13 protein-coding genes are annotated in these 13,313 nt (G+C 67.5%); 8 read left to right on the plus strand and 5 right to left on the minus strand.

Going from position 1 to position 13,313, the window contains the following annotated elements; all coding sequences use genetic code 11:
• Positions 1-576 precede the first annotated feature (576 nt).
• The 6 genes from CG723_RS45205 to CG723_RS45225 all read left to right on the plus strand — a co-directional run bounded on the left by CG723_RS45205 (position 577) and on the right by CG723_RS45225 (position 4,979).
• Entirely contained in the window at positions 577-2,937 is a 2,361-nt protein-coding gene (locus CG723_RS45205; RefSeq protein WP_159032721.1) for an NACHT domain-containing protein, read from the plus strand.
• Positions 2,938-3,166: 229 nt separating this feature from the next.
• Positions 3,167-3,373: a hypothetical protein gene (locus CG723_RS46725; RefSeq protein WP_159032722.1), complete on the plus strand. Its 207-nt coding sequence runs from the start codon at positions 3,167-3,169 to the stop codon at positions 3,371-3,373.
• Positions 3,374-3,756: 383 nt separating this feature from the next.
• Positions 3,757-4,029 carry a hypothetical protein gene (locus tag CG723_RS45215; protein ID WP_199842141.1) on the plus strand — a complete coding sequence of 91 codons (273 nt, stop codon included), beginning with the start codon at positions 3,757-3,759 and terminating at the stop codon, positions 4,027-4,029.
• A complete protein-coding gene (locus CG723_RS45220; RefSeq protein WP_100599376.1) occupies positions 4,026-4,412 on the plus strand; it encodes a hypothetical protein in 387 nt (128 codons plus the stop codon). The genes CG723_RS45215 and CG723_RS45220 overlap by 4 nt, the downstream gene beginning before the upstream one ends.
• Positions 4,413-4,524: 112 nt before the next feature.
• A complete protein-coding gene (locus tag CG723_RS48860) occupies positions 4,525-4,653 on the plus strand; it encodes a hypothetical protein (protein ID WP_267893782.1) in 129 nt (42 codons plus the stop codon).
• Between the two features lie 95 nt (positions 4,654-4,748).
• Positions 4,749-4,979, plus strand: a complete 231-nt coding sequence (locus CG723_RS45225) for a hypothetical protein (protein ID WP_199842142.1) — start codon at positions 4,749-4,751, stop codon at positions 4,977-4,979.
• Between the two features lie 389 nt (positions 4,980-5,368).
• Here the strand turns inward: CG723_RS45225 and CG723_RS45235 are convergent, their stop codons facing one another.
• Positions 5,369-6,115: an alpha/beta fold hydrolase gene (locus CG723_RS45235; RefSeq protein ID WP_100599378.1), complete on the minus strand. Its 747-nt coding sequence runs from the start codon at positions 6,113-6,115 to the stop codon at positions 5,369-5,371.
• A gap of 93 nt (positions 6,116-6,208) precedes the next feature.
• Here CG723_RS45235 and CG723_RS45240 point away from each other — a divergent pair, with 93 nt between their 5' ends.
• Positions 6,209-6,751 carry a TetR/AcrR family transcriptional regulator gene (locus CG723_RS45240; RefSeq protein WP_100599379.1) on the plus strand — a complete coding sequence of 181 codons (543 nt, stop codon included), beginning with the start codon at positions 6,209-6,211 and terminating at the stop codon, positions 6,749-6,751.
• A 276-nt stretch (positions 6,752-7,027) separates the two neighbouring features.
• Here the strand turns inward: CG723_RS45240 and CG723_RS45245 are convergent, their stop codons facing one another.
• Positions 7,028-7,396, minus strand: a complete 369-nt coding sequence (locus CG723_RS45245) for a VOC family protein (protein ID WP_100599380.1) — start codon at positions 7,394-7,396, stop codon at positions 7,028-7,030.
• A 211-nt stretch (positions 7,397-7,607) separates the two neighbouring features.
• Entirely contained in the window at positions 7,608-9,368 is a 1,761-nt protein-coding gene (locus CG723_RS45250; RefSeq protein WP_100599381.1) for a CocE/NonD family hydrolase, read from the minus strand.
• A 254-nt stretch (positions 9,369-9,622) separates the two neighbouring features.
• On the opposite strand from CG723_RS45250, the gene CG723_RS45255 reads away from it, so the two are divergent.
• Entirely contained in the window at positions 9,623-10,339 is a 717-nt protein-coding gene (locus tag CG723_RS45255; protein WP_100599382.1) for a TetR/AcrR family transcriptional regulator, read from the plus strand.
• Between the two features lie 326 nt (positions 10,340-10,665).
• Here the strand turns inward: CG723_RS45255 and CG723_RS45260 are convergent, their stop codons facing one another.
• Positions 10,666-12,222 (minus strand): FAD-binding oxidoreductase, encoded by a 1,557-nt coding sequence (locus CG723_RS45260; protein ID WP_100599383.1) that lies wholly within the window; start codon positions 12,220-12,222, stop codon positions 10,666-10,668.
• Between the two features lie 71 nt (positions 12,223-12,293).
• A complete protein-coding gene (locus CG723_RS45265; protein ID WP_442802650.1) occupies positions 12,294-12,929 on the minus strand; it encodes a MerR family transcriptional regulator in 636 nt (211 codons plus the stop codon).
• Positions 12,930-13,313: the final 384 nt, after the last annotated feature.

The following is a 13,313-nucleotide window of genomic DNA, read 5'->3' on the forward strand; positions in this document are numbered from 1 at the left end:
CGACATTCCCGAGGCGACCTGCGCGAGCAACGCGCCCAGGAGGCGGCCCGCGAGCGCGGCGTCGAGTACACCCCAGCCGTGAAGGGGCCTGGGCCTCGGCATGGGGGAAAGGTCCGCGCCCCCAGGCGGCCGGCCACAGCGGCGGCCGCGCCGCGTGAGCGACCACCCCGAGACCGAGATGACGCGGGTAATCGCTCCTGCCCGGCGGTTGTTTCTGCTTGAGCAGCATCACGGCCGCGACTGCCGCTCGGGGTCGGCGGCCCGCCACCGACGGTGAGCATCCAGCAGCCTCTTACGCTCCCGGGGGCTGCTGTCCCGCAACACCATCCTCAGGGTGAGCAAGTCGCGCAGGCCGCGGGTAACTTCCGTATGAACCAGCGGCCGACGCATAAGGCGGGACAGAAGGCCGATTGCGATCGGAGCAGCAACCAGCAGCAGATGAGCGTCCATGAACGCGCTCCTCAGGTCGTCTCAGAGCCGGTTCGTACGAGGTGAACGCGGCTTGGCTGCACAACAGATAGCCTGCTGCCGCGTTCAGAGGGTTGATCTGAACGACGCTGGCACGCAGGGGGGCACGTGGAAGCAGGGCCCGGCGGGGCGCTGGAAGGGCTGGCTCAACAACTGCGCGCTGCCATGACCGGCCGGAGGCTGCGCCAATCCGATCTCGCCGAGCGCGCTGGCGTATCACCCGCCACCGTCAGCAACGTGTTCAACCTCAAGTCCGTGCCGACAGTGGACACTCTCGACCTCCTCGCCCACGCCGTCGGCATCACAGGGACGGATCTGCAGCAGCTGCACAGCCTGCGGGAGCGTGCCGATGGCCGCACCCGCAGACTCGACAGCTATCTCGCCGCCGCACTGAGCGCCGCCCGCGACCACCCGTACGCAGGCGTCTTGCCCGGCGTGACGCCTCCCCTGCAGACGGTGTACGTGCGCCAACAGGTGCAGCAGCGGTCCGGTACTCCCGATCCACGGGCCCTCGCCCACACCGCAGACCAGCGCAGCGTGCCGGCTGAGAGCGTCCTTGCCGTCGATGTGACGTGCGTGGTTGTGGCGGGCCCCGGCGGAGGCAAGACCAGCCTGCTGCGTACCTGGGTCGCCGAGAGCGCCAAGTCCTGGCTCACCGGGCATGGCGGCGGCACGGTCCCGGTGCTGGTAGATGCCGCCGACTTGCACGGGGCGGCCCTGGCCGACGCCGTGGCCTGTGCGGTGAGCAAGGAGATGGTAGAGGCGCTGCCGCCCAGGTTCTTCGCCGCCCCGCCGCAGCAGGGCGTGCGGTGGCAAATCCTGATTGACGGTCTCGACGAGGTGACGGACCTGCACGCCCGACGAGATCTGCTGCGACGGCTGGCCGCCGTTTCGGAAGGTCCGTACGCCGATCTCTATCGCTTCGTCATTGCCACCCGTCCGCTGCCCCCAGGGGAACTGACCCAGTTCGGCGATCACTTCCCACGTTACGATCTGCTCCCTTTCGACCGCAGACACCTACCCGAGGTGGCGACGGCCTGGTTCGGAGCCGTTGGACACCCGAGCCCCGGTCAAGCCGCGGATAGGTTCATCAAGGCGTTGGAGAGGACTCAGCTGACGTCCATCGCCCGCAATCCGCTGATGACCGCGATGCTGTGCCAGCTGCATGCCGCTACCCCCGAACAGCCGCTGCCCACCGGGCGAGCTGGGATCTATCGGCGTTTCATCGCTCTGCTGCACGCACGGCAATACTCACCCCGCACGACGAACGCCGCCGCCGAGCTCTGCGCCGGCCTGGCCCGCTATGGGCCCGCAGTCCTGGAATCCGCCAATAGAGTCCTGGACCGCCTGCCGGATCTCATCGGATTCCTGGCCGTGGAACGCCACCACGGCAACGGGCAACCGACCCTGGACATCGTCCAGAGGCCCTCGTACACGCAGGTGCCCCGCCGCGTGCCCGAGGGCGACTGGCGCGCCTTCCTGGACACCGCACTACGCCGCAGCGGGCTGTTGACTCGGCGCGGCAACGACCTTGTCTTCCTCCATCAGACCCTGCGGGAGTACTTGGCTGCACAATTCCTCGCCCGCAACGAGCAAGCCGCCAGGCGGGCGTTGGATGACGTCTTCACCGTCGTCGCAGATTCCAACCAATTCCCTCCCGTGCTTCAAGCTGGTCTGTCGTACGCCGGTTTCCTGCTCGAGGAGGTGGACCACGAAGACCTTTTGAACACCGAGGATGAGAAAGGACGCACCGCGCAGAGGCAACTGCGAAGGCGCGTGAGGTACGTGCTCGAGATCCCCTTCTTCATCGCAGACCTTGTGGTGCTCGGCTCGAACATCCCTGCCGACCTCGTGTCCGAGGCGATCAACCACCTTGCCAAGATCGCTCGGACTGATGCCCTGGAGTGGTACTGGCGCGACCTTGCCGCTCGCGCGCTTACCAGGCTCGGGGACAAGCGGGGCGCCGAGGCCCTGGAGGATCTGGCGCGGGATCTGCGTGCCCATGCCCAGCGACGGCAGGTTGCGAGGCGCGCCCTCTACCAGTTCGGGGACGCCCGCTCGGTGGAGGCGCTGTACACCTTGACGGCAGACACCGGGATCGGGGACAGCCAGTTCTCGGCGATCAAGGCGCTCCTGCAGTTCGGCAGCGACGCCGGACGGGAAGCCCTGCAGGCCCTGAGCACGGACTCCCGGCTCGGCCGCCACCGCGTGGAGGCAGCGCGGGCCCTGTGCAAGGCTGGCGACCCGCGCGGGGTCGAGGAGCTGGCTGTGCTCGCTCACGACGCGGGGCTGGGCTGGCACCGTGTCGAGGCGGCACGGCTCCTCGCCGGCTTCGGCGACGCTCGCGGTGTGGACATCCTGCGTCATCTCGCACACGGTCACGATCCGAACGTCGATGAACGCGGGCGGATGGACGCAGCGCGTTCACTGGCCGTGTATGCCCCACGCTTCCGCAACAGGGAACCGTGACATGCCTCTTCAAGCTCAGCAGGACTCTCCAGCCGATGTGAGCGCCAGTGATGACGCCCGCCTAGCCGATGTCTACGGCGCCGTCCGCCGTGACCGCAGCGGCCGACCGTTCGTGTTCCTCGCCGACCACCTGCCTGGAGGCAAGGAGTTCGAGGTGGGTGCTGTGCTCCCTTCACTCCACTCTGATTAAGCCGCTCACCGTAGGCACGCACATCACGGCCGTCGGCACATGGAAGGTCTTCCCCGCGGCCGCGTTTCCCAGCTGGTTGCCTTCGCCGAGGAGGCCTGGCAGATCGCGTACTACCCCGTCTACCGCACGGAGGGCCCGCGCTCGCGCATGCTGCGCAGCTTCGCGGAGCCGACGGTGCGGACAGCAGGGGATGCCCCAGACCTCGGTCTGGGGCATCCCCTGCTGTTGTGTGTCCGAGCTAGTTGATGCGGCTGAGTCAGTCGAGCAGCCAGGACCACGCCGATGAGCCGGCTCCCGAGCCGATGGTTCTGATGCAGGGTTGGGTGACAGGTTCGGTCATGCGGCCCGCACGACATCATCGCGGAACTCTTCCGGATAGGGCTTCGCAGAGCGACATCCTTCCCACCCGCCCTACAGGGCAAGCCAGTTCAGATGTCGCCCGATCGTGCAGCAGACCCTGCCGTTCGTCATTGTGCAGGTGGCCACGGTGCTTCGCGTGGACATGCTCGAGGCCGCGCACCGTCGCCTGCCGAACTCATTCCTCTCCTGCGGATCGTGGCCTGGCCCCGTCGCACGCCGAGAGTCGAAGCACGCCAGCCCCGAGGTATTCACTCCGGTATACTCGTGGTATGGATACGACGATCAAGATCGGTGCCGAGACTCGGGACAAGCTTGCGGCCTTGGCCGAGGCCCGCAACATGTCGATGCGGGCGTTGATTGAGGAGTTCGCCGCGACTGCGCTCACGCCCGCGCAGCTGCAGGAACGGGCCGAGCGCACGGACGCATTCCTGGTCTCGGAGTTCGGCCATCGGGTCAGCGAGGATGATGCCGGTGCGCTGCGTGAGCGAATGCGTCAGGCGCAGGCCGCCCACCAGTCGCGGGTGCGGGGCACGGCAGCGTGATCGTCGAGCACTACATCCTGGACAGTGCCACCCTCCTCGCCCTGGGCGGACACAAGCAGGTCTCCGGGCTCGTTCATGTCGCAGCCGGTGATCCCACCGTGCGGCTGTGGGTGCCGATCGTGTCCGCGCTGGAAGCAGAGCGGGAACGGACCGGGATCGTCGACTACCTCGGCATCCTCGACGTGCTGCACACCTTGGACACCGACTACGAGGCCGCCCACGCCATCGCCGACCTGCACCGCCGGAACGTCCCGTTCGGCGTGGCGGCCGCAGTGCACGCCGCACGTCCTACCCTGGACCGTCCCGACGGTGCGCTTGTCGCCACCATCGCCCCCTCGGAATACGAGGGCCTCGGTGCGCCGGTGATGGACCTCAACTCGTAGGCCCGACAGGGATGTGGGGGTGCCGCGGCGAGCGCACTACGCGACGCTCGGCCGATGACACGGATGCCGGGGAGGCGCTGGCCGTGCGGGCATTGCCGAGACAGCAGGCCGCGTGCTTGCGATGGTCGCCGCGGCGGCAAGTCCGTCGCGCCCCGGCGATACCGCCGAGATCGAGGCGATCACCGACGCGATGATTCGCCTGCTGGGCGGCACTCCTCTGCGCTCGGACACGGTCAGCTGACGATCAAATCCCTCACCCGGGAGGGGGGCCTCAAACGCAACAAGCTCACCCACAAGCACACCGGCCTGAAAGACCTGTTCTACGCCCTGGTGCGGATGCAGGACACGCGGCCGAAGGTCGTCGACGACCTGAAGCGGACCAACGACGAGCTGCAGCAGAGGCTCACCCGCCTGCGGGCCGAGCGCGACCGACTGTGCACGGAAGTCCAGCAGCTGGTGCGGGTCGTACACGTCCTGGAGGTGGAGAATCAGCAACTGCGCGAGGCAGCCGACAGCGATGGCGTCGTTCGAGTCCTGTCCGGCCAACAACGGCCCTCGACTCGTTGACCGTGATCACAGCAGGGGCACAGATTCCGTGCGGCGCCACCAGCAGTGCGTGGCAAACTGCTCGCCGATGTTGACCTCAGAAGCTGTGTAGCCGGTGATCTGTGACGTTCTGTAGCGGATGGGCCTGTAGGACTCTCGGCTGGGTGACCTCGGGGCGGAAGGCGACCGGCTTGGACTCAGCCTTGCGGCGTCGCCAGGAGCCTTCCTTGCAGGGGTTCCCGGACCGGGTGCCGGTCCTGTGTATGGCGGACGCCGCCGACGTCCGTGACAGCGACCCGACCGGCCACCTCCCGGGCAATGAACATCTTGCGAGTCAGCGCCATCATGGCCATGCCCTCACGCGCAAGCGAACCTCATCACCGCGAGGAGGTCGCCACCGGTACCGGATGTCATGCGGGCCGGGAGTCCCAGAATCGGTTGAGTACCTCCGCGCCCCGATCAGGATCCTGGAGCATCCAGTAGTGGGTGAGGTTGTCCAGTTCCACTGCCTGTGCTCCGATTCGCGTGGCCATTTCCAAGTCCATCGCGGGCTGCGCCATCGGATCGCCGGTCGGGATCAGGACGAGCCCCGGCGCCTGAACGGGGCGGTCGAAGTCCTTGCCCCAGTCGGTGTAGAAGTTGGGCCAGGCCGAGCGGTAGAGCGTCAGGATGGCCTTGCTCATCTCCTCGTCGTGGGCGATGTCGACTTCTGCCGCCAGATCGGCGCTCATCCCCCGGGGGCGGAGGAAGTCGCCGAAGCTGGGGCTGCCAGGGGTCTGGGTGCGCAGCGAGGCGAGCAGCTCCTCGCCCTCCGGGGTCTTCTGGAAGAGGGTGGCCGCCTCGTGCCACTGATAGTCGGGGTGCCAGCCGTGTGCGACGTCGGACACCCAGCTGCGTACCGGAACGTCGTAGGCGGAGACGATCCGCATCGCCAGATGCGCGCCCCAGTCGTGGCCCACGAGATCGACGGGCCCACCGAGGGCGCGCAGCTCGTTCGCCAGCCAGCTGGCGTACGCCTCCTTGCCGTCCAGGTGGGCCGGGCGAGGGCTGCCGAATCCGGGCAGCCGCAGGGCCGTGGCGGGGCGGTCGATCCGTCCCCGGAGGTCGTCCCAGACGGAGGGCGTCTCCGGTACTCCATGGATGAACACAACGGTCATGGCCGCTCCCGACACGGTGAAGTGGATTGGTTATCCACTTCACCGTAGCACCCACCTGATAGGTTATCCACATAGGTGTGTGAAGGAGGGATCATGAGGTCGGATGCCGCACGCAACAGGCAGAGGATCTTCGATGAGGCTCGCGGCGCCGTCATCGGCGGGGAGACTGCGCTCACCCTCAACGAGCTCGCGCGCAGGGCGGGCGTGGGGGTCGGGACGGTTTATCGGGTCTTTCCCACGCAGCGGGTCATGCGGGAGTCCGTCCTGGAAGAGGCGGTCCGAGAACTCGTCGATGCCGCGACCGTAGCCGGCGGATATCCCGATCCCGCCAAGGCACTCATTGACTTCCTCCGCACGGCACTCCTGACCGCCCTGGCGCGACCGGGCCTCACCGACGTTCTGATCACCGGGTCCGACGAGACGGACTCTCTGCACCGAGCCAAGGGAGAGCTGGTCGATGTCACCTCCCACCTGCTCGTACGCATCCGCCCTGCCCCTGCCCTCACCGGCGAAAACCTGCTCAAGCTCCTGTGCGGCCTGATCCACGCCGTCAGCGAGCACCCGGCGGAGCGGCAGGGGGCTGCGATCGACAACTACCTCGACATCCTCCGGGCCGGCCTCGCACCCACCCTCTGACGACCGGGGCTCTGGGTGCGGGCTGGGCGCGAACTCGGACGTTGGGCCGGAGGCTGCATCGTGCCGCTCGTCGTGCAGCCCTCCTTGATGTGGACGCGAAGGCGCTTCGGAGCGCGGCGGGCTTATCGGATGCCCGCCAGTCGCCGGTTGCCGCTCGGGCCGTTGGCACGCGCGCCCGAGTGGGGAACATGGCGACTGTTCGTGAACATTGGCCAGCGCGACCGTCAGATGTGAGAGCCCGCTGCCGTGTCGCGTCCGTCCGGAACCGTGTCGCGGTCAGGCGTCTTCGCCGATCCTTTCGATCAGCTCGATGGCTGGCCCATGGGCCAGACCGTCCAGGTACACGAAGCGTGTCTGCCCTGCGATGGTTGCCTCGAAGGTGACACGACCTGCCTCTCCCGTCGCTCGCAGCGATTCGAGGTACTGGTCGATGCTTCCCACCACGTAGGCGAGGTGGTGGACGCCTTCCCCGCGGAGGTCGAGGAACTCCGTGTACGGCGAGCGGCCATCGAGCGGCTGGATCAGTTCGATCTCCGAAGATCCCGTCCTGAGGAAGCCGTAACGGGCAGAGAAGCCAACCTTTTCCCCGTGAAGTTCGGCTGTGGAGAATTTCAGATCCGTTATCTGCTCTGTGTTGGCCCCCACCGTTTCTCGTAATCGGCGACGGCGCGGTCGAAGTCTTCCACGATGATGCCGACGTGAAAGAGAGGCGGAAGGCTGATGGGCACAGGTATCCCCTCGGTTCGATGAACTGAACTGTTTCCGACCTGTCGTTCGCGCTGGTCGGTGGGTTGTCGGTGGCGGTGCTCCGCCCCGTGAGCCAACGCGACGAGGATGTCCAGCGGTGTGGCGTTCCTCAGCGCCGCGCACGGGCCGGGGGCACCGTGAACGTGGCTGGGCCGGGCTTCAGCTGCGCCGCGTTGATCTGCGTGAAGGTGTCGAGCCACGGCGCCCGGTCGCCACCAGTCGCGATGTCTTCAGCCGGGTTGTCCAGGGGCAACTGGAGACGGGCGCTACTGATCCGGATGTTTTGCTTGGAGGGGGTGTCGAGCCAATCGCCGGTCCGCACCGAGCCGATCTCCACGGCGAGGCGGTGGCCGGCCCGCAGGGTCCAGTCGGTCGACTTCAGGCCGATGTCCAGCCGGTCCCGGTCCAGCCGGGAGACTCGCTCGTCGAATGCGACAGCGTTGCCGTCCTCGTCCACGTCGTACAGCTTGACCATGACGTTCCCCTCACCCTTGGCCGTCATGGTGATTCGGGGCGTGCCGGTGACCCGGGTGGCCGTCTCGAGAGGCCCGGACCAGACGAGGAAGCTCCCAGCGTCACGACCGGATTCCTCTTCTGGGGACGTCGGCTGCGAACCCGCTCCGCTGTCCACGTACGAGCCGTTGCCGAGACGGAGGTTCGCGGAGCGGTTCGCTGTGGGCCAGGACTTCTCCGCGCGCCAGTTGCCCAGGTTGTCCTGGACGGCGTAGTTCGGGTCCTGGATCTTCGGGTCGATGCCCTTGAGGTGTTCGTCGAAGAAGGACAATGTCTCCTTGAACCAGTTCGCGCGGCCCATCGCGAGCTTCCCGTCCTGTGTGCGCTCATTGCCGCGTACGTGGCCCCAGGGGCCGATCCAGGCCCGCTGGGGGCCGCGGTGATTGTCGAGGAACTCCTCCATCCCCACGGGCAGGGTGTTGGTCTCGGCGGTGCCTTGGGTGAAGAGAAGGGGAGTGGCGGTGCCCTTCGCGTTCCTGGCCGGGCTGCGGTCCTTCCAGTACGGGTCGTCCGGGTCACCGATGGAGGGGCCGAAGGAGTTGAGCACCAGGCACTCGGGGTGCTTCTTCTCGTACGCGGCGTTGGTCCGGTACCGCTTGTTCTCGTCCGTCAACTGGGCCAGGCCGGCAATGCGGTTGTAGCTGGTGGGCAACTGGACGCTGTTCGGGCGGGGCACGCCGTTGGAGTGGAGCTGCTGATACAGATCCCAGATGGGCTCCTGGGCGACGACGGCTTTCAGTGCGTCGTGTTTGACGTTGTTGCCGAGGAGACCGGTGTAGGCGTCGAAGGATTTTCCGTACATTCCCACCGAGCCTGTGGACCAGGGCTGTTTCGCGCTCCAGTCGATCGCGGCCTTGACGTCGGCCTGGTCTCCGGGCCCGCCGAGGTCGAGACATCCGGTGGAGCCGCCGAAGCCGCGCGTGTCCACCATGACGAAGGCGTACCCCTTGTCGAACAGGTCGGTCCCCTCCAGGAGGTCCTGAAAGCGCTCCGAGGGGCCGGCGTGCTCCTCCTCGACCTCCATCTCCCCCGAGTGACCGAAGTACGCGCCGGCCGACATGATGACGGGCACCTTCGCACCCTCGGGGAGCTTCTCAGGAAGCAGAACGTCGGCGTGCAGCTCGGTCTTGGAGCCGTCCGAGGAGGGGAAGTAGTGCTGGGTCCAGCGCGCCCCCTCCGGCACCCGCTCGTTCTCCTCGTGCGTGACCGAATCGGTAGCAGTGGCGACGGTCGTCCTCCCGGTTCGGCCGCCGTCGGTTGCCTGGTCCGGCGCGGCGACGGCTGCCCCTATGAGGCCGCAGGTCAGAGCGCAGGCCGTGAGCAGGGCTGCGGCGGTGGCGGCTGGTCGTTTCCTCATGCGGTACTCCGGAGCTCGGGTAGGGGTGGGCTCGGAAGGGGATCACTCGCTGCGCAGGTCGGCCTTGCACAGCGAGCGGCAAAGGCCACCGCGCGGCGAGATCTCTCTGTCACTTAGTGACAGTGTCACTAAGTGACAGATATGGCAAGTGGATGCGCTTGAGCTCGGATCGAGGCGCGCACTAGCTGGCGTGCAGCGTCACTTAATGTCAATATGGCACTGAGTGAGCGCGATGGTGAAAGGGTGGCGAAAAGATGGCCGACGACGTGGTATCGACCGAACGCAGCCGTGGCGGGATGAGTGAGCAGCGCCGCCGTCGTGTACGTCTGGAGATCTCGCGGGAGGCGGCACGCCTCTTCTGGGCGCAGGGCGTCGACGGCACGAGCGGTGACCAGATCGCCGAGGCGGTGGGCCTGTCGACCCGCACCATCTGGCGTCATTTCCGAAGCAAGGAGAGCTGCGCGGAGCCGATCGTTGCGCAGAGCGTGGAGTGGGAACTGGCCACTCTGCGCAGTTGGCCGCTGCACCGCTCTTTGGAGGAGCACTTCGCCACGGAGGCGAAGCGGTTGGTCAGCGAGATCAGCCCGTCGGAGCAGGCCGATGCCGGGCTGGGCGTCAAGATGATTCGATTGGCCGAGACCGAACCGGCCCTGCGCACGGCCTGGCTGATGGCCTGCGACCAGGTGGAACACGAACTGGCCGCGGTCATCGCGACTCGCCTCGGACTCAAGCCCGACGACCTACAGGTACGCCTGCACGCCGCGGCCGCCGCGGCCGCCCTGCGAGTCATCAACGAGTACGTCGGAGCCGGCCTTCTGGACGGCACCGATCCGCGGAAGCTCGGTGACGAGAGTTTCGCTTTCATTGCGGACGCTGTCCGCACGGCCACCGGGGGCGCCGTGGGCGACCCGGTCCAGGTCGACGAAGCGCCCGCCGCGCCGGACGAGGGCGCCGCCGATCGAGAGGAGTAAGCGGTGCCCCCTGAGCGGCACACTCCGATGGGCTCAGCCACGGAGGCAGGAGGGGACACGGCCGCTGCTGCACGTACTGTGTACGCCGCTCAACCGCCGATCTCCCAGGGCACGACAACGCCGTAGCGCCCATATGAACTCTGTGGCCCAGGGCGCTATTTCGGCCAGTCCGACGAAGACCCCGGCTCTCCATCCCGGATACAGCGGCCGGTGGCGCCTGACCCTGCCCGGCGCCCTGGACCCGGGGAGCGCTTCTCCCCGGGCGACGAACAGGACCTTCGACAAGCCCTACCGTCCCAGTTCAGAGGCGCTCCCCGGCTATCTGATCACCCGTCGGACGGCCCCCTCGGTGAAAGCCCGAGGCCAACGTGGCCAATGTCCGACGACCCGATGCCGTTCTCCGGCGGGACCGCCGGCACCCCCCGATGCTCCGGTTCCACGCCTGACACGGGCCTGGAACCGGCGTCGGCACTCCCGCTGGGGAGCGGCGTGGCGGCGAAGACGGAGTCCGGGTCAACCGCAGACTTCACGGCTAGCAAACGCTCGGTGTTCGGCCCGTAGGACTCCGCGACCTGGTCGGGAGTCTCCGGCCCCAGGAAGTTCACGTAGCCACCCGGCAACGAGAACGGCTCAAGCGCCGCGTGCAACGCTTCCAGCCAGCGCAGGTGCGGGGACCTACCATCGCCGGCTCCTGCGTTGCCCTTGCTTTCGCCCTCCCACAATGAGATCAGCTCGACCATCAGGTGCGGTTCGCGTCGGCCGAAAGCCGTCGAGCCGAGGGGCAGACGGGCGGCGGCACCATGGAACTGATGCCACACGATCGCGGAGAACGGTGAGGTGAACTCCTGGGCAGCCCGGTCCAGGACGGGCGCGATGGAGCCGGAGATGCTCTGGACGGTGCGCGTACGAATCGCGCCCATCCGCCCGGGTGGGAACATGGTGTCCGTCGCGGCCAACGCCGCGGAACGGGCGACCGGTCCAATCTCGGCCAGCACGGGTGTACCGAGTCTGGCCAGGGCACGCACCGGCCCGTTCTCGGCGTTCCCCACCTCGATGTCCCCCGACCAGGTCGGCGCGACGTACACCGTCGGCTTCCCGTCCGGGCCGGGAAGGAACCCCACGTCCACCGTCAGCTCATCCGGACAGTCCTGAAGGATCCCACCGAGGTCGGCGAGAATGCCGGCGCTCTGGACGATCGGGTACAAGATGGTGCCCGACACGACGGTCGGCACGGGGTGCAGACGGATCCGCGCCGAGGTCACGACACCGAAGTTGCCGCCGCCGCCCCGCAACGCCCAGAAGAGGTCCGGATGATGGTCGGCGTCGGTGTGCACTCGTGAACCGTCGGCCAGGACGACCTCGGCGCCGAGCAGGTTGTCGGCCGCGAGCCCGAACTGCCCGATCAGGGGGCCGTATCCGCCGCCGAGCGTGAGGCCGACCATGCCGACGGCACCCGCCGTTCCGGTGACCGCCGTCAAGCCCGCCGGCTCGGCAGCGGATACGACGTCGGACGAGAGTGCCCCGCCACCTACCGTCGCGAAACGGCGGCCGATGTCGACCTGAACTCCCCGCATGCCAGTCAGATCGAGAACCAGTCCGCCGGGACGGAACGCCCGTCCCCAGAAGTCATGACCCCCGCCGCGTACCGAGATCGGCACCCCATGGTTGCGAGACACCCGTATCGCGGCCTGCACGTCAGCGGTGGTCGCGCACCGCACGACGACAGCAGGACAGACATCAACCGCTGCGTTGAACAACGCCACTGCTTTTGCGTACTCCGGCCCGTTGGCGAGCACACGGCCAGCAGGGATTCTGGACCGCAGCTCAGCCAGCAAGGCAGTGCTGACTGCGTAGCGGGCATCTGCATGGGCATGGGACTGCATTGTCACTCCTGCGTGTAGCTCGCGGCTCCATGCCGTCGACGGCGACGGCATGGAGCCAGAGACCGGCGCGGTCAACGAAGTTCGGTAGCGTTCCGCCCCGGTCGAGGCTGGGTGGACTCGTCCACGATCACGTGGGTCCGGTGCAAAACGTCGAGCTGCGCCGGGTTGTACAGCTCACGCAGGACCGTCTCCATGGTCTCTCGAACGAATTTCTCCCCCCTCGGGGCGTCCGTGTACAGATCGGGCAGGTCCGGGTGGTTCTGCCGCAGCCGGCGCAGGAAGGGCACCATCCGCTCCACGAGGTCTTGGCGGATGTGCTCGCCTGCGTCAGCGGGCAGTTCGCCGAACTCCCGATTGATTGGGTGAGCAGGCAGAGTGCGCACCAGTGCACCGTAGGCTTGCAGCTGATCCCCGTTCATCAACCGGGTCATGACCAGCAGGAGCGAGCGGTCGGTCTCGGACAGGGCCGTTGCTTCGCCGGGCGTGAGTTCCGCAGGCAGGTCGGCCGGGGCACGCAGGTCGATCAGTGCCGCGAGTTCGAGCCGGGCCCGCTGCAGCCGTTCGATGGTCGCGGCCAGCTCAGCGTCGAGCGTGCGCAGTGCCTGCCCGGGGTGCTCACCCTCGTCCACCGTCTCCGCGATCTGGTTCAGCGAGAACCCGAGATCGACCAGACGCTTGACCCGCAGCAGGCGGACCAGGTGCGGCACGCCGTACTGCTTGTAGCCGTTGGCGCGACGCTCGGGCTCCGCCAGCAGCCCGACCTCGTNCGTGGTAGTGCCGTACCGCCCGCAGGCTGGTGCCGGCAAGCTCGGCGATCTCCCGAGTACTCCAGCTCATGGTTCTCAGCCAACACGGTGCCGCTACGGCACAGTCAAGTCCTGTCTCTGCCACTAACGCGTAGCGGGGGAACCTCAGGAGGCGGTGGGCGGGAGGGGCATCGCCAGGCGAGAGGTAGCGGGTGCGTGTGGGCACCGGGGCAGTCCACAGCGATCAGCAAGTGCGCGCAAGCGGCTCTCGGGAGAGCCAGTGCCTACTGAGGTTTGCGGGTTGTCGTCGGGTAGTGACGGTTGATGATCCCTGCGGTATGTCGG

Origin of the sequence: Streptomyces sp. CB01635, assembly GCF_002803065.1 — a bacterium.
Lineage (GTDB): Bacteria > Actinomycetota > Actinomycetes > Streptomycetales > Streptomycetaceae > Streptomyces.